16 protein-coding genes are annotated in these 15,907 nt (G+C 45.6%); 8 read left to right on the forward strand and 8 right to left on the reverse strand.

The features are described 5' to 3' along the window. Window positions 1-213 precede the first annotated feature (213 nt). On the reverse strand, window positions 214-1,641 hold the full coding sequence (locus tag BC343_RS17900) for an L-serine ammonia-lyase (RefSeq protein ID WP_078349165.1): 1,428 nt from the start codon (window positions 1,639-1,641) through the stop codon (window positions 214-216). 106 nt (window positions 1,642-1,747) lie between these two features. Here BC343_RS17900 and BC343_RS17905 point away from each other — a divergent pair, with 106 nt between their 5' ends. Both BC343_RS17905 and BC343_RS17910 read left to right on the forward strand, forming a co-directional pair. After that, window positions 1,748-2,206, forward strand: coding sequence for a DUF5684 domain-containing protein (locus BC343_RS17905; RefSeq protein ID WP_202909817.1), 459 nt, complete (start codon window positions 1,748-1,750; stop codon window positions 2,204-2,206). Next, window positions 2,206-2,544: a DUF2752 domain-containing protein gene (locus tag BC343_RS17910; RefSeq protein ID WP_078349166.1), complete on the forward strand. Its 339-nt coding sequence runs from the start codon at window positions 2,206-2,208 to the stop codon at window positions 2,542-2,544. Before BC343_RS17905 ends, BC343_RS17910 begins: the two co-directional genes overlap by 1 nt. Here the strand turns inward: BC343_RS17910 and BC343_RS17915 are convergent. After that, entirely contained in the window at window positions 2,539-3,270 is a 732-nt protein-coding gene (locus BC343_RS17915; protein WP_078349167.1) for an RDD family protein, read from the reverse strand. The two genes, BC343_RS17910 and BC343_RS17915, sit on opposite strands and share 6 nt — an antisense overlap. Window positions 3,271-3,367: 97 nt before the next feature. Here BC343_RS17915 and BC343_RS17920 point away from each other — a divergent pair, with 97 nt between their 5' ends. Genes BC343_RS17920 through BC343_RS17945 form a run of 6 tightly spaced genes read left to right on the forward strand, consistent with a single transcriptional unit; the run spans window position 3,368 to window position 9,488 of the window. Next, complete coding sequence (locus BC343_RS17920; RefSeq protein ID WP_078349168.1) at window positions 3,368-4,318, forward strand: stage II sporulation protein M; 951 nt, start codon at window positions 3,368-3,370, stop codon at window positions 4,316-4,318. Then, window positions 4,308-5,204 (forward strand): hypothetical protein, encoded by an 897-nt coding sequence (locus BC343_RS17925; protein ID WP_078349169.1) that lies wholly within the window; start codon window positions 4,308-4,310, stop codon window positions 5,202-5,204. The genes BC343_RS17920 and BC343_RS17925 overlap by 11 nt, the downstream gene beginning before the upstream one ends. Continuing rightward, window positions 5,205-5,984 carry a DUF4129 domain-containing protein gene (locus tag BC343_RS17930; protein WP_078349170.1) on the forward strand — a complete coding sequence of 260 codons (780 nt, stop codon included), beginning with the start codon at window positions 5,205-5,207 and terminating at the stop codon, window positions 5,982-5,984. Beyond that, complete coding sequence (locus BC343_RS17935) at window positions 5,981-7,168, forward strand: DUF4350 domain-containing protein (RefSeq protein ID WP_078349171.1); 1,188 nt, start codon at window positions 5,981-5,983, stop codon at window positions 7,166-7,168. The genes BC343_RS17930 and BC343_RS17935 overlap by 4 nt, the downstream gene beginning before the upstream one ends. After that, a complete protein-coding gene (locus BC343_RS17940) occupies window positions 7,158-8,135 on the forward strand; it encodes an AAA family ATPase (RefSeq protein ID WP_078349172.1) in 978 nt (325 codons plus the stop codon). The genes BC343_RS17935 and BC343_RS17940 overlap by 11 nt, the downstream gene beginning before the upstream one ends. A 6-nt stretch (window positions 8,136-8,141) precedes the next feature. Continuing rightward, window positions 8,142-9,488: a DUF58 domain-containing protein gene (locus BC343_RS17945; RefSeq protein WP_078349173.1), complete on the forward strand. Its 1,347-nt coding sequence runs from the start codon at window positions 8,142-8,144 to the stop codon at window positions 9,486-9,488. 100 nt (window positions 9,489-9,588) lie between these two features. On the opposite strand, the gene BC343_RS17950 is transcribed toward BC343_RS17945, so the two are convergent. From BC343_RS17950 to lptE, 6 genes are all read right to left on the reverse strand, one after another. Next, window positions 9,589-10,374 carry a mechanosensitive ion channel family protein gene (locus BC343_RS17950; RefSeq protein ID WP_078349174.1) on the reverse strand — a complete coding sequence of 262 codons (786 nt, stop codon included), beginning with the start codon at window positions 10,372-10,374 and terminating at the stop codon, window positions 9,589-9,591. 361 nt (window positions 10,375-10,735) lie between these two features. After that, window positions 10,736-12,373 (reverse strand): chaperonin GroEL, encoded by a 1,638-nt coding sequence (gene groL, locus BC343_RS17955; RefSeq protein ID WP_078349175.1) that lies wholly within the window; start codon window positions 12,371-12,373, stop codon window positions 10,736-10,738. 145 nt (window positions 12,374-12,518) lie between these two features. Further along, entirely contained in the window at window positions 12,519-12,815 is a 297-nt protein-coding gene (locus tag BC343_RS17960) for a co-chaperone GroES (RefSeq protein WP_078349176.1), read from the reverse strand. A 220-nt stretch (window positions 12,816-13,035) separates the two neighbouring features. Next, window positions 13,036-13,386 carry a preprotein translocase subunit SecG gene (gene secG / locus BC343_RS17965; RefSeq protein WP_078349177.1) on the reverse strand — a complete coding sequence of 117 codons (351 nt, stop codon included), beginning with the start codon at window positions 13,384-13,386 and terminating at the stop codon, window positions 13,036-13,038. Between the two features lie 12 nt (window positions 13,387-13,398). Further along, window positions 13,399-15,351 carry a hypothetical protein gene (locus BC343_RS17970; protein ID WP_078349178.1) on the reverse strand — a complete coding sequence of 651 codons (1,953 nt, stop codon included), beginning with the start codon at window positions 15,349-15,351 and terminating at the stop codon, window positions 13,399-13,401. A 21-nt stretch (window positions 15,352-15,372) separates the two neighbouring features. Further along, entirely contained in the window at window positions 15,373-15,894 is a 522-nt protein-coding gene (gene lptE, locus BC343_RS17975) for an LPS assembly lipoprotein LptE (protein WP_078349179.1), read from the reverse strand. Window positions 15,895-15,907: the final 13 nt, after the last annotated feature.

Here is a 15,907-nt window from a genome sequence, read left to right on the forward strand (position 1 = left end):
TTGCATAGCGGCAATTGTATTGTGGCTAACAGATCCTTCACTATCGCTCAGGATGACAAAAAGAAAAAGAGCCTTTGTCATGCTGAGGGACGAAGCATCTATTCGCGGATTTGCATAGCGGCAATTGCATTGTGGCTAACAGATCCTTCGCTTTCGCTCAGGATGACAAGAAACAACCACTCTCCACTCACCCAATCAACCACTCACCAACCCTTAACACTCCGGCAAGCTAATAGGGATATTAATGGCCAAACCACCATCTGAGGTTTCTTTGTATTTGGAGTTCATATCAAGCGCGGTTTGCCACATGGTGCGTACTACGGCATCAAGGCTTACTTTGGCTTTATCGGGGTTGCTTTGCAGGGCAAGTTGGGTGGCAGTGATAGCCTTTATAGCACCCATGGTATTGCGCTCGATGCAGGGGACTTGCACCAGGCCGGCAATTGGGTCGCAGGTGAGGCCGAGGTGGTGCTCCATGGCAATTTCGGCGGCCATTAATACCTGTCGCTGGCTACCGCCCAAAACCTCCGTAAGGGCTGCTGCTGCCATGGCAGATGATACGCCTATTTCGGCCTGGCAACCACCCATAGCTGCCGATATAGTAGCGCCTTTTTTAAAGATGCTGCCTATTTCGGAAGCCGTGAACAGGAACTGTATGATGCGGCTTTCGTCGAACCCGTCGCAAAAGCAAATAAAGTATTGCAGTACGGCGGGGATAACACCTGCCGCGCCGTTAGTTGGGGCCGTAACCACGCGGCCAAAGCTGGCGTTCTCTTCGTTTACGGCAAGGGCGAAGCAACTCACCCAATCTAAGATATTTTTGAAGCCGTGCCCGGTTTCGCGTATGGCGGCAACCCACTCGGCATAATTACTGTAAGCATGGTGGCCAACGAGGCGTTTATTTAATTTGTAGGCACGGCGGGCAACGTTCAAGCCTCCCGGGAGGTTACCGGTGGTATGGCAGCCGCGGTACATGCACTCCTGCATCACGCGGAAAATATCAAGCGTACCGGCGCGGGTTTCTGCCTCGCTACGCCACGCTAACTCGTTCTCGGCAACTACTTCAGATATTTTTAGGCCGGTTTTTATGCACCAGTGCAGCAGGTCGCCGGCGGTATCAATGGGAAAGGGGAGGTCTACCTCGGCCTTGTGCGAAGTGTTTGCACCCTCCTGTACCACAAAGCCCCCGCCTATAGAATAGTAGGTAGCAGACACGGCCTTACCATTACTTAAAAACGCCTGAAAGGTAACGGCATTGGGGTGAAAAGGCAGGCTCTCGGTGAATAGGAAAAGCATATCGTCCTCAAAATGGAAGCTTATTTCTTTATCGCCTCCTAATTGAAGTTTATGCCCTTTAATGATGCTATCTATCTTGCTGTTTATTTTATCTACCTCGAAGGTAACCGGGTCGTCGCCGCTTAAGCCAAGCAGTATGGCAATATCGGTACCGTGCCCTTTGCCGGTTTTGGCCAGCGAGCCGTACAGCAGCACTTTTATTTCGACAACCAATGGTAAGGCATCCTGTGCGGCAAGCAGGGCTACAAATTGCTGCGCGGCACGCCAGGGCCCCAGCGTATGCGAACTGGAGGGGCCAATGCCAATCTTAAACATATCGAATACCGAAATCTGTTCTCTTACCATTGTTGCAAACTTAAGGATAGTAAATATTTATTTGCCCGAATGCTTTTAAAATTAACGGGCAATTAATAATTTAAGGCACACATTAAACACTAAATACTTTATTACAATGGATCAAACTTACGACTCAGGCTCGGTAGCAGCAGCGGCCGCCATTTTTGGTATCGTTATGATACCCGCACTAATTGTTACGGTTATTTTAGTTATTGCCCACTGGAAGATCTACGAAAAAGCAGGTAAACCGGGTTGGGCAGCCATTATTCCTATTTACAATGTTATTGTATTGTTAGAGATCGTTGGCAAACCCGTGTGGTGGTTTTTACTGATTGCATTCCCCTGCACCGCGCCTATATTCGCCATTTGGGCAATAAACCTCCTTAGCAAAAGCTTTGGCCAGAGCGAAGGATTTACCGTTGGATTATTGTTTTTGCCATTTATATTTTACCCAATGCTGGCTTTTGGTAACTACCAATATGTTGGCCCAGCAGGCGCAGGTTTTGCAGGCGCAAAAGGCTTCGACCCATCTGTTGGTTATAAAGACCCATTTAATAACCCGCCTCAAGCATAATGTTACTATACTTATTTGCCCCTTTGGCCCCGGTATTTATTACCTGGCTGAAGGGGCATTTACTTCCGTGCCCTTTTAAATATTTTACCGGGATAGATTGCCCGGGCTGCGGTTTCCAGCGGTCGGTAATAGCACTTGTTCAGGGCGATCTGAAAGTGAGTTTGCTGCTTTATCCGGCTACTATTCCTTTGTTATTGGCCATTGCTTATACCGTTGCCGATAATTTTTACAAGCTCGATACACCAAAGAAAACTATCAAGAAAAGCGCTTACATTACAGTTGGCAGTGTAATGCTAATAAGTTACACTATCAAAATGGTGCACTTATATTGGCTATAATGCTGCTGCCTGCTGCATGTGGTAACTGTAATCGGTACGCAGGGTTTGCAGAAATTTAAGGTCGTTCATGTCTGCGGGTGGCGTTACCTTCAGGTGCTCTTTCAGTCGGGTGGCCATATTATAAACCACTACGCTGTTACCGGTTTTTACGTAGGTGTTTATTACCTCGCTTATCAGCTCAACTTCCTGTTCGCTTAATTGTGCTGCTTCGGCAAATGCAGGTTGGTAATCATCTGCCGCAGGAGTAAAGGCAACATGGTTTATTTGCGTGCGCGGAACGGTGCGGATAAGTATAGTACCGGCCACCAGGTCGCCAATGCGTTGCACCTTATCGCTTATTGCAGCAACTACCAAGGCTATAGAGCCAAAGCTTATCCCGAAATCGATAATGCGGAAAACCCATCGCAACAGGTACTGGCTAAAGCGCGGCTGTGCCCCGTCGAGGCTCACCACCTTTATTTTCATTACCTTTTTACCTACCGATTGGCCGTTCATAGCAAACTCGCATACCAGGTCGTAAAAAACGTAGCATACGCCGTAAATTATAGCACCAATAAGCACACCGGTGCCATTGCTGCCAATGCTGACACCTGTTATGATGAACAGCAAATAAAGTAGGAAAAAGATGCCAAAATCTATAATACTTGCCACCATACGTTCGCCCAAGCCGGCCAGTTCGTAGTCGATATCAATGTTTTGTGATGTGGTTATTCGTACGGTTTGCATGTTAAGAAATATATATGCTCAATTTGCCGGTTTTTTGTTGAATAATAAAACTTTTGTAATTATTTTAACGGCATATAAAAGTACCTAACCCTGCCCCATGCGCGAACCGGTCTTCGTAAAACAAAACGCCCAAAAATGGCAACGCTTCGAAAATTCGCAGGGGCAAGGGCCCGATGAACTGGCCGACAGTTTCATCCAGATAACCGACGACCTGGCCTACGCTAAAACCTTCTACCCCAAATCAAAAACAACGGCTTACTTAAACGGACTGGCGGGGAGGTTCCATCAATCTATCTATAAAAATAAAAGCGAAAAGGGTAACCGCTTCATCAGCTTTTGGAAGTATGAATTGCCGCTGCTGTTTTATAAACACCGCATGCCTTTGCTGTATGCCTTTGCATTTTTTATGGTGTTTTGCCTTATTGGCGCGCTTTCGGCAAAGTACGATGAGAACTTTATACGCCTGATACTGGGCGACCGGTACGTGGACGAAACCAATGCCAACATTGCACGCGGCGAACCATTCGGTGTTTACAACAGCCAGTCGGAGGCGCTGATGTTTTTAGGGATAGCTGCCAATAATATTTATGTATCGTTGGTTACGTTTGTTAGCGGTATTATTTTTTCGGTGGGGTCGGTTTATCACCTTTTTCAAAATGGGGTAATGCTGGGTGCCTTCCAGTATTTCTTTTTCAGCAAAGGCTTGGGCATGCAATCGGTTTTGGTGATATGGATACATGGTACGCTGGAAATATCGGCCATTGTGATAGCCGGTGGTGCCGGGTTGGTATTAGGCAACAGCTTTTTATTCCCTAAAACTTATACCCGCATGGTATCGGTACGTAAGGGTGCCTCCGAGGGTATCAAGATAGCTATTGGGCTGGTGCCCATATTTATAACCGCTGCTTTTTTTGAAGGCTTTGTAACCCGGCATACCGATATGCCCATATGGCTAAGCGTAAGCATTTTGGCATCATCGCTTTTATTTATTATTTGGTACGTAGTAATTTACCCCCGCAAGCTTAACAATACTTTAAATGGAAAATAATATAGAACTGGCCAAACCGCGCGACTTTGGCGAAATAATTGGCGATACCTTCGTATTCATCAGGCAAAATTTTAAAGAGTTGATGAAGAACTTCTTTATTTTTTGCAGTTTTTTTATGATTGCCAGTGCCATAAATATGAGCATGATGCAAATTCGCATACAGCAATTTACAAGAGGGTTACAAACGGGAGAGCCGGCCAGCCCTACTACTTTCGAAAGCATAAGCGACTTTTTTATAAATTGGGTATTTGTAATGGTTTTTGGCTTGTGCATGTTTGCTACCAATATGCTGGTAATAGTATGCTATATAGCGCTTTATAAGCAAAAAGGCAATGTTGCGCCCACCACGCAGGAGCTTTGGGCATATTTTAAATACTATTTTTTCAGGATGCTGCTTTCGGTGTTCCTGATAGTTATTATGCTGACAGTTGCTTATATGGTATGCCTTATCCCGGGTGTATGGTTGTTTCCTATATTTGGGTTGATATTCCCTATCATCGTGATAGAGAACGGCAGCTTCGGTTATGCTTTTAGCCGGGCGTTTAAACTCATCAGCAATAACTGGTGGGTTACCGCGGGGGCGGTATTAATAGTTTGGATAATTGCCTACTGTATGGTTATGGTTTTGAGCATACCGGCATCTGCCATGAATATGGCAAGCGTGTTTTTGCATCCGGGTAAAATGCCTGTTTTATCAAATGTACAGATCATAGTAACAACCGTATTGCAGCAGTTGATGCAGGTGTTTTTTATAATACCTACCATTGGTATATGCCTTTGCTATTTTAACCTTACCGAAACCAAAGAGGGCACCAGCTTGCTGGAACGCATAGATAAATTTGGCCAGCAACCTAACACCCCTAATCTGCCAACCGAGGAGTACTAAATGCTGCGTATTACCTGCCTTTTTATATTCCTGTTATTTGCCCGTGCCGGTTTTGCTGCCGCGGATACAACTGCTGTGCCTGTAAAAAAGGGTGTAAAAGCCGATACCGCAAAAATAGTAAAGGTACCGGCGGTGGTAAAGGCAGATACCTCGGCCGTTTCAATACGCCGGTTTAATGATGCCGCCATAAAAAAGTACGCTGCACAACCCGAGTTTAAATACAACGAAGTAAAAACAGGCGGCCTATCCTGGTGGACGCGCTTTTGGATATGGTTTTGGGCTTGGTTCCAGTCGCTGTTTAGCAAGAACAAAACGGAAATATCCGGCTTTGCGGTTTTCATGAAGTACTTTTTTATAATGACGGGGGTGGCAGCATTGGTATTTTTGATACTAAAGCTGTCGGGTATTAACATGCTGCAGCTTTTCCGTAAAAAGCCATATAGCGCTATCAGTTATTCCGAAGCGGTAGAGAACATCCACGAGATAGATTTTGAAGCAGAGATAGAGAATGCTGTTGCCGTGAAGAACTACAGGCTGGCCGTGCGCCTGCTTTACCTGCGCAGCTTGAAACAGTTGAGCGATGCCGGTTTGATAAACTGGCAGATAAATAAAACCAATACCACCTACGTAACCGAATTAACCGATGCTACCCAGCGCGAAGCCTTCAGGCGGCTTACCCTGCAGTTTGAGTACGTTTGGTATGGCGATTTTGTGATAAACGGCGATATCTTTAAAAAGATAAATACGCTTTTCAGCAACTTTAAAAGCAAGGCCGAATGAAAGATTTTAAAATATACATCGGCATAGCTTCGGCCTTATTATTGGTTTACCTTATTGCCCAGTACAATAAGCCTACACCTATTAATTGGGAAAGTACGCTTTATTATAACGACAAAATTCCCTTCGGTACTTTTATCATGTACAACCGCCTTGGAGATATGTTCCCCGATGCGGAGGTAACGCGCACCAATAAGTCGGCCTATGAAGTGTTTAGCGATACACTTTTAATGCCGGGCAACTATCTGGTCATTGCTAATAACGTTGACTTAAGTAAAGCCGATTATACTGCTATGGTTGACTTTATCAGCAAAGGCAATTCGGTGTTCATTAGTGCTTTTGCCTGGGATGGGGTGATGATGGATACGCTGAATGTTGGTGTAAGTACCGAACTCACCCAAAAGGATATTAGCGTAAATTTTAACAACCTTAAACTGAAACAGGCCAAAAACTACGTATTTGATAAACACATTACCGACGAATACTTTACCAAATTTGATACCACCCGCGCTACCGTTATAGGGCAGAACTCGGAGGGACATGCTAATTACATCAGTTACTCTTTTGGCAAGGGCAAGCTGTTTTTGTTTACCAACCCGCAAGTGTTTACCAATTACAGCCTGCTTAAACCGCAGTCGGCAGATTACGCGGAGAAGGCGCTATCGTACCTGCCGGCAAATGCCGATAATGTTTATTGGGACCAATACCAAAACCACGATATCCCTACCGACGAATCGCCAATGCGTGTATTTTTTCAATATCCTGCGCTGCAGTGGGCCTATTACATAGCACTTGCCGCCATGCTGCTTTTTGTGGTGTACGAAATAAAACGCCGCCAACGCATTATACCCGTGGTAGAACCGCTGAAAAATTCCACGCTTGATTTTGTTAGCGTAGTAGGTAAGGTGTATTACGAGCAGCGCGATAACAGCAACATTACCGCCAAGAAGATATTGTACTTCTCCGAGCATCTGCGCAATACTTTCGGGCTAAAAATGGATAGCCAATCCCCCGAATTTACCGAACGCCTGGCTAATAAAACAGGTATAGAGCGTTCGCTTGCCGATGAACTGGTGAACCATATGAGTTACCTGGCAAGGCAGGTGAAGGTAACCGACTACGAACTTATTGTATTGAATCAATTAATAGAAAAATTTTACACCCAAACCGGCTCTTATGGAAAATGAAGATTTTGAACAACGCACCGACCTTGGCCAGCTAAGTGCTGCTGTTGAACAGATAAAGGCTACACTGGGCAGCATTATAGTAGGGCAGCAGCACGTGATAAACCTGCTGATAGCCGGCATTTTGGCCGACGGCCATATATTGATAGAAGGTGTTCCCGGCGTGGCTAAAACCCTTACCGCAAAACTTATTGCCCGCGCTGTGGATGTGCAGTATTCGCGCATACAGTTTACCCCCGACCTGATGCCCTCCGACGTATTGGGTACCTCGGTATTTAACCCGCAAAGCACCGCTTTTGAGTTTAAGCGCGGCCCGGTGTTTGGCAATATTATTTTGATAGACGAGATAAACCGCGCGCCAGCCAAAACACAGTCGGCATTGTTCGAGGTGATGGAAGAGCGGCAGGTTACCATGGATAGCCATACCTACAAAATGGCGGAGCCTTTCATCGTATTGGCCACACAAAACCCCGTGGAGCAGGAAGGTACCTACCGCCTGCCCGAAGCACAGCTCGACCGCTTTTTATTTAAGGTAGAGATAAAATACCCAACCCTGGAAGAAGAGATAGCCATTGTTACCCAACAGCATCAGCAGAAAACGGTAGAGCAGGTAGCCGACGTAACGCCGGTACTTAAAGGTGCTGATATTATAGCCCTGCGCAAGCAAGTGCGTGAGCTTTATGTAGAGCCGAAGATATTGGCCTTTATTGCGCAAATAGTGCACGAAACACGCAACAATCGCTCGATATACCTCGGCGGGTCGCCGCGTGCCTCGTTAGCCATAGCCAATGCAGCCAAAGCCATTGCTGCCATTAACGGTCGCGATTTTGTAACGCCGGATGATGTTATTTACGTAGCAGCGCCGGTGTTGCGCCACCGCATAATGCTAACGCCCGATAAAGAGATGGAAGGCGTATTGCCCGATGATGTGATCGCGCAGATCATTCAAAAAATTGAGATACCAAGATAAAGAGAGGTGAAAAAAATATTCGCGCTGTTTTATACCAATTTGTTTTTAAGCGGCAGGCTGTTCCTGTTGTTGGCGGGCAGCGTTGTGTTCTTTCTGTTCTCGTTTTTTTACCCCTGGCTGGGCGATCTGCCCGAGTTTGCATTTTGGGGCATAGTGCTGCTGGTACTGGCAGACCTGCTGATGCTTTACCGCGTGAAAGAAGCCATGTTTGCCAAGCGCCAGGCACCCGAGCGCCTGAGCAACAGCGACGATAACGAACTGGGTATTTATATCGAGAACCGCTATTCGTTCCCCGTATCGGTTGGTATTATTGATGAGATACCCGTGCAGTTTCAGAAGCGCGATGTTTGGTTTAAGACCGATTTGAAGGCCGGTGAGCATAAAACCATCAACTACTTACTGCGTCCGCTTAAACGGGGAGAGTATGAGTTTGGCGCAGTGCGGGTGTTTGTGCGCTCGCCGTTGGGCTTACTGAGCAGGCGCTTTACATTTGGGCAAACAGAGGTACTGCCCGTTTACCCTTCGTTTTTGCAGATGCGCAAGTACGAGTTGCTGGCCATATCTAACCGGTTGAACGAAATTGGCATCAAGAAGATCCGCCGCCTGGGCCATAGCCTGGAGTTTGAGCAGATAAAGCCCTACGTACCCGGCGACGACTATAGGAACATTAACTGGAAGGCATCCGCAAGGCAAGGTGCACTGATGACTAACAGCTATACCGACGAAAAATCGCAGCAAGTGTATTGCGTGATAGATAAATCGCGGGCGATGAAGATGCCTTTTGAAGGGCTTAGCCTGTTAGATTATGCTATTAACGCCAGCTTGGTGCTCTCGAATGTGGCGCTGCTGAAGGAGGACAAAGCAGGGCTGATCACTATATCTGAAAAAATAGGAGCGGTGCTGCCGGCAGATAAAAAACATTCGCAGATTAACCGCATACTGGAGATATTATACAAAGAGAAAACCCGCTACCTGGAAACCAACATGGAAGCGCTGTACAGCACCATACGCAATGTGGTAAAACAACGCAGCCTCATTGTTTTCTTTACCAATTACGAGAGCATACCTGCCTTGCACAGGCAGTTACCCTTCCTAAAACGCATAGCACGTTTCCACTTGTTGTTAGTAGTTTTCTTCGAGAATACGGAACTAAAACAGTTAAGCGAAAAACCGGCTAATGATGTAGAAGAAGTATACATAAAAACCATTGCCGAAAAATTTGCCTACGACAAAAAACTCATCGTAAAAGAACTCGCCGCCCACGGCATTCAATCCATCCTGAGCACCCCGCAGAATCTCACCATTAATACCATCAACAAGTACCTGGAGTTGAAGGCTAAGCAGAGGATATAGTCGTTTGAGAATCAAGAAAAAAGAGTCAAGAGCCAAGATGTATGCCATATTCAACTTCTTGTCTTGATTCTTGAATCTAACCGTCTTGGCTCTTCTCTAACTACATCCCCGGCAACTTCACCCCAGCGGCGGCTAAACCGTTTACAATGCGTTCCTGCAATTCTATTTTGGTAGAGAGGAAGTTTGCCGGTTGTACCCAAACATTTACGGTATACTTAACACCCTCAATATCCATTGCTATAACACCAACGCGGGTTGCGGGTTCTTTTAATATAGCGGGGATGGCTTTAATGGCTTCGTTTATGATCTCTTTCACCTTCGGCACGGGTGCTGCGTAGCCCAATTTTATTTCAAAATCGAGGCGGCGCTTGCCCTCGCGGGTTACGTTAACAATTACTTCGTTGAATAGCTTTCCGTTAGGGATGATGACGGTTTTATTATCAGCCGTAATGAGTACGGTATAGAATATTTGGATAGAGGTTACTTTACCATCCTGCCCCTGGGCAATAATGCTATCATCAACCTCGAAAGGTTTTAATAATAGGATAAGCACACCACCGGCAAAGTTTTGGAAGGTACCTGATAGTGCCAAACCAGCTGCTACCGAAAAAGCACCAATAATGGTGGTAAATATGGTAAGTTCGAAACCTACGATATTCATCACCGTGATAATGAGCAGAACGTATAGCGCCGTAATGGAAAGGCTTAAGATAAATGGTTGAAGCGATGAGTGCACCTGGTTGCGATCCATGCGGGAACGCAGGCGTGATTTTAGAAAGCGGATGAACCACAATCCCGCAAAGAACAGTAAGATACCTGCAGCATAGCTGGGTCCGCGGTGTATCAACCAAACATGAAATTCTTTATAAAATTCTTTTAGCTCCATAGCGGTGCCAAAAGTATAGATTTTTTGCCGATTAGCTATAAATGGCCACGAAAAGCTCCGGGCCTTTGTACAGCACCCATTCTACAATGCGGGTGTGTATTTGTGTTTTTTTGTTTCTGAGGTTTTTCATAACGCTGAACACTATTCAAACGCTGTGCCTAACAGCTTCGGTAGCAATTTAATTACGAAAATTTCATACAGAGCGGTTTCCTTGTTATTAAATGATATCCAAAACATTACACAAGCTCAATCAAAACCACCTATACCGGCGCTACCGCCTGCCATTCCATACAAAAGCCCTGTATGTTTTACCATACAGGGCTTTTGAAAATTTATATCCTGTGGAAGGATTGGAGGCTGATTACATCATGCCGCCCATGCCGCCGCCACCCATTGGAGGCATGCCAGCACCTTTATCGTCTTCCGGATCATCAGCCAATACGCACTCGGTAGTTAACAACATCGAGGCGATAGAAGCAGCGTTCTCTAATGCTACACGGCTTACTTTAGTTGGGTCGATAACACCGGCGCCAATTAAGTTTTCGTAAACATCGGTACGTGCGTTGTAACCGAAATCGGCAGTACCTTCTTTAACCTTTTGTACTACTATAGAACCTTCGATACCTGAGTTTTGACAGATCTGGCGAAGTGGCTCTTCAATAGCACGACGGATAATTTGGATACCTGTGTTTTCGTCGTCGTTAGCACCTTTAACGTCTGCCAGCGAAGCAACTGCGCGGATGAAGGCAACGCCACCACCTGCAACAATACCTTCTTCAACAGCAGCGCGGGTAGCGTGCAATGCATCGTCAACACGGTCTTTTTTCTCTTTCATCTCTACTTCAGAAGCAGCACCGATATACAATACCGCAACACCACCGCTTAATTTAGCTAAACGCTCCTGCAGTTTTTCTTTATCGTAGTCTGATGTAGTGTTCTCTATCTGTACGCGGATCTCGCCAACACGTGCTTTGATCTGCTCTTCTTCACCGGCACCGTTAACGATGGTGGTGTTGTCTTTATCAACAGAGATTTTTTCTGCCTGGCCTAACATGCTCAGGTCAGCGCTTTCCAGTTTGTAACCACGCTCTTCAGATATAACGGTACCACCGGTAAGGATGGCGATATCTTCCAGCATAGCTTTACGGCGATCGCCAAAGCCCGGAGCTTTAACAGCAGCAACTTTCAGCGAGCCACGGATTTTGTTAACAACCAAAGTAGCCAGCGCTTCGCCGTCTAAGTCTTCAGCAATAATTAACAATGGTTTGCCGGTTTGTACTTGTTTCTCCAGTATAGGAAGGATCTCTTTCATCGACGAGATCTTTTTGTCGTAGATAAGGATGTATGGGTTATCCAATTCTACTTCCATTTTATCAGAGTTGGTTACGAAGTAAGGAGAAAGGTAACCACGATCGAACTGCATACCTTCTACGGTTTTCACTTCGGTTTCGGTACCTTTTGCTTCTTCAACAGTGATAACACCGCTGGTGCCAACTTTTTTCATTGCATCAGCTATCATCTCGCCAATAACTTCGTCGTTGTTTGCAGAGATAGAAGCTACTTGTTTGATCTTACCGAAATCGTCGCCAACATCTTGTTTTTGCGATTTTAAGTTAGCTACAACAGCAGCAACAGCTTTGTCGATACCGCGTTTCAAGTCCATTGGGTTTGCACCGGCAGCAACGTTTTTAACGCCTGCGGTAACAATAGCTTGTGCCAAAACGGTAGCAGTAGTTGTACCATCACCTGCAACATCGGCAGTTTTAGAAGCAACTTCTTTTACCATTTGTGCACCCATGTTCTCAACAGGGTCTTTCAATTCAATTTCTTTAGCTACAGTAACACCGTCTTTGGTAACCGATGGAGAACCAAATTTTTTGTCGATGATAACGTGGCGGCCTTTAGGGCCTAAGGTTACTTTTACTGCATTAGCCAGGATGTCTACACCGCGTTTTAAAGCGTCGCGTGCTTCAACATTATATTTAACTTGTTTTGCCATTTTATTTTTAAGTTTCGAATGAGTGAATTGTGGTTAGAAGGGTTAGAAAAGTTGAAAGGGTTGGAAAAGTTGGAAAAAGATGATCTTGATATGTCGGCCTTTTCTAAACTTTTTTAACCTCTATAACTTTTACAACCTTCAACAATTAATTGAATACCGCGTAGATGTCTGATTCGCGCATGATCAGGTACTCTTTACCGTCAACAGTAACTTCGGTACCTGCATATTTACCGTATAATACTTCGTCACCAACTTTTACGGTCATTGGGATAAGCGAGCCCGATGCATCTGCATATTTACCGGGGCCAACAGCCACAACAGTGCCTTTTTGAGGTTTTTCCTGAGCTGTTTCAGGCACGTAGATACCCGAAGCAGTTTTAGTTTCGGCAGCAGCGGCTTGTATAACCACCCTGTCTGCACTTGGTTTAATGTTTAATGACATAGTAATACTATTATTTGAAATTTTATTTAAGTTTTTCAGTAATTGGTTTTCACATCAATTATGCCAAGCCCGCAAATACTGTTGTATTGTCAGCATTAGGTAAAGGGGCTTGCGGTAGTTCACATTAATTTTACATGCGGGTGCCAACGTGTCAGCACTCGTATTTAACCAAAAAAGGCCCCGTTTTTTGCGGAGCCTTTTTGATATTTTTTCGTAGCTATTATTTTTTGCCGGTATCTGTTTTTGCAGCAGGCAATAACGGAGTTGTTGCAGCAGGAGCGGTAGCACCCGGTTTAGATACTTTTTTGATCAGTTCTTTTTGTGCCGAATCATCGTTGCCTTGTGCACCGCCTTTAACCGATACATTGATGATCAACGAGAACACCATAATGGCAATGGCCAATACCCAAGTGCCTTTTTCAAGGAAATCGCCTGTTTTTTGAACACCCATCAGTTGCGATGAGCCTGCAAAATTTGATGATAAACCACCACCTTTAGGGTTTTGTATCAGCACTATAAGGCCCAAAAGGATGCAAACAATAATGGTGATCACGATTAAAACTACGTACATTTCTTATTTAAATTAATTGATTTTCTTTTCTAACTGTTCAATTTGGGTTGCAAAGTACGTCTTTTTTTCCGGTATTTTCAACATTAATTTTTTATAAGTAGCTATCGCTTTATGATATAGCATTTGGTCGCCGTATATGCGGGCCAGTGTTTCGGTAACCATGGCATCCTGGTCTTCCGAGCTGCGGCGCGCTTTGTTCTCGTTGTCCAGTTTATCAGCCGCCAAAGGTTTTATCTGCGGGTCGTTGTGGATAAAGCGCTCGATGATCACATCTTCCTTCTTCTCCGGGTCGAAGGCTATTTGCGGCGGCTCGATATCGCCTACGCTGCTTACCGAAGTAAGGCTGAAAATATTGGCAAAATACTGCTGTTGTAAACCATCGGCTGTAACTGCTTTTATATTATCGGCAATTGCTGCACCTTGTGGTTGCGCCTGTGCGTAGGGGCGGGTGCTGCCGGCATGCTCTTTACGTGTTTTATCAAGCCACCACAAAAAGCTGTAGGGCAAGGTATCATCGTCATATTTCGAAACCCGTTCAGGGTCTTTCGCCGTTTCGGCGATTTGTGGCTGCTGGGTTACCTCTGCTACAGCAAATTGTGCAACAGGTTCCGGTGCGGCTTCTATCGCAGGTTCTGCAGTTGGCTCCGGTGCCGGCACTTGGGCAACGGGCTGTGCTGCTGTTTCGGTAGGAGTGCTTGCGTTTGTAAAACCGGCACGTAATTCATCCAGTTTCTTATCGAACGATAAATAGTCGGTTGCAGCTATGTTACCGTACATCAGGCGCTCGGTTTCGTCGGCAATCAGATTTTCCTGCGCTTTAATGGCTTCCTCATTGGCATCTGCTTCTTCCAACTGCTCTGTGTGTTCGCTTTCGGCAAATGTATTCCCCAACGATTCTATACCTATAGCATCAATGCTTACTATCTCGTCGTAAACAGGCTCTTTTATTTCATCCTGCTTGTGGAATACATTGAACGATGTTGTTTCTTCTTCGGCTTTAGGCGCTTCGGCAGGTTTTTCAACCGCAATAGGTTCTATTACTGATAACGAGTGGTCGTAGGTTTCTACTTTCGGTTCTTCGGTTATCGCAGTAGCTTCGGGTTGTGGCAGGCTTTCTACTAATGGTGCCGGGGCTATTTCCTCTATTGGCTCTACCTCTATCGGAGTACCTGCTGGTTCGGCCGGTATTTCGGCAGCAGGTTCTGTTTTTATTTCGGCTACCGGTTGCGGCGCTGCTTCAGCAGCTGGTGCTATTTCTTCTTTTACCGGCTCTGGTGCATTAACTGCCTCCTTTTCGTCAAGCTTCGAAAGATCCCATGGGTTGGCATACTCATCGTCGTCTTCATCCTGCGCGGGCTGTGCATAGGCAGTAGCGGCTACGGGGATCTCCACCGGCGGAATATAAGTAACCAGCGGCGCAGGTGATTGCTCCGGTTCTGGTATAAAGCCTATTGTGTCGCTATGGAAAGTATTTTCTTCCTCGTGCTGCGGCAGCATTGGCGGCTCATCATGTGCAGGTAACAGTTCCTCAGTTGGTGTAAAGTTATCTACAGGCTGTGGCGCTGCCTGCTGCGATAGTTTTTGGAATATATTAACAGGCGCATCGCTTTCCTCATCTGTAATTACAGGGGCGGTTTCGGGTGCGGTGCCTATGTTAAAGTAATTCTCGGGTTCGGCGGGTTTGTGGCCGTTAAGGTATTTGTTCACCCTATCGCGCGATACGGGCAGCAGCCCATCAGCATCGTGCATGAGTTTATGCAGCGTTTTAGGGCTGAAATAGGCAGATGCCTTCTGTATATCGGGTGTTTGCAGCGAGCGGGCGTACATTACCTGCAGCAAACCGCTTTGCGGATTATCCTGCACCAGCCGCTCTAAATTATGCTTGTACAACTGGCCATTCTCGGCCGGGTTAGCCAGCAAATCCCACAAAATTTCTTTATGCCTGTTATCTATGTTTTGATCCACCTGCTTAAAACTACAAATTGCCTACCAATTATTGAAAGCCTTATTGAAAATATCGTCGGTGAGCTGCTTGTTAATATCCTGTATCAACTGCTGCTCCTGCGATGATATATCGCCTGTAAAGTCTTTGTACTTACTAAAGCTCTGCTCAAAACTAAGCTTTTTATCCTTATCGTAGGTAAACTTCACGTTTACGGTAATAGTTAAACGGCTTGCACCTGCAATTGGGGCCGTATTATTATTGGTAGCCTGTACCGATATTGGCGCATAGCTGTAACCCGTAATAGTACCCGTCATCATTGCATCAGCTTCCGCATTCCTAACAATGCTGAGGCTGGTTTGTGTGCGGATTCGGTTTTTTAATGCTTCGGTAAAATCCTGGCTCAATGTATTTACTACCAGCGGCGCATTGTTTTCAAAATATTGTACGTTGATGGTTTTAAGCGCCGGCGGTATTGTAGCCCCGTTCAGCGAAACCGAGCAAGAGTTGAACAGGCAAATAACAGCGGCCAATAAAACAGGGGCGAAAAATAGCTTTTTGATCATATACGTATGATAA

The sequence above is a fragment of the Mucilaginibacter pedocola genome, assembly GCF_002013915.1.
Classification (GTDB): Bacteria; Bacteroidota; Bacteroidia; order Sphingobacteriales; family Sphingobacteriaceae; genus Mucilaginibacter; species Mucilaginibacter pedocola.

Coding starts and splice junctions, on each gene's coding strand:
- BC343_RS17900 (WP_078349165.1), bottom strand. CDS start 1,641: ATGGTAAGAGAACAGATTTCGGTATTCGATATGTTTAAGATTGGCATT.
- BC343_RS17905 (WP_202909817.1), top strand. CDS start 1,748: ATGGATCAAACTTACGACTCAGGCTCGGTAGCAGCAGCGGCCGCCATT.
- BC343_RS17910 (WP_078349166.1), top strand. CDS start 2,206: ATGTTACTATACTTATTTGCCCCTTTGGCCCCGGTATTTATTACCTGG.
- BC343_RS17915 (WP_078349167.1), bottom strand. CDS start 3,270: ATGCAAACCGTACGAATAACCACATCACAAAACATTGATATCGACTAC.
- BC343_RS17920 (WP_078349168.1), top strand. CDS start 3,368: ATGCGCGAACCGGTCTTCGTAAAACAAAACGCCCAAAAATGGCAACGC.
- BC343_RS17925 (WP_078349169.1), top strand. CDS start 4,308: ATGGAAAATAATATAGAACTGGCCAAACCGCGCGACTTTGGCGAAATA.
- BC343_RS17930 (WP_078349170.1), top strand. CDS start 5,205: ATGCTGCGTATTACCTGCCTTTTTATATTCCTGTTATTTGCCCGTGCC.
- BC343_RS17935 (WP_078349171.1), top strand. CDS start 5,981: ATGAAAGATTTTAAAATATACATCGGCATAGCTTCGGCCTTATTATTG.
- BC343_RS17940 (WP_078349172.1), top strand. CDS start 7,158: ATGGAAAATGAAGATTTTGAACAACGCACCGACCTTGGCCAGCTAAGT.
- BC343_RS17950 (WP_078349174.1), bottom strand. CDS start 10,374: ATGGAGCTAAAAGAATTTTATAAAGAATTTCATGTTTGGTTGATACAC.
- groL (WP_078349175.1), bottom strand. CDS start 12,373: ATGGCAAAACAAGTTAAATATAATGTTGAAGCACGCGACGCTTTAAAA.
- BC343_RS17960 (WP_078349176.1), bottom strand. CDS start 12,815: ATGTCATTAAACATTAAACCAAGTGCAGACAGGGTGGTTATACAAGCC.
- secG (WP_078349177.1), bottom strand. CDS start 13,386: ATGTACGTAGTTTTAATCGTGATCACCATTATTGTTTGCATCCTTTTG.
- lptE (WP_078349179.1), bottom strand. CDS start 15,894: ATGATCAAAAAGCTATTTTTCGCCCCTGTTTTATTGGCCGCTGTTATT.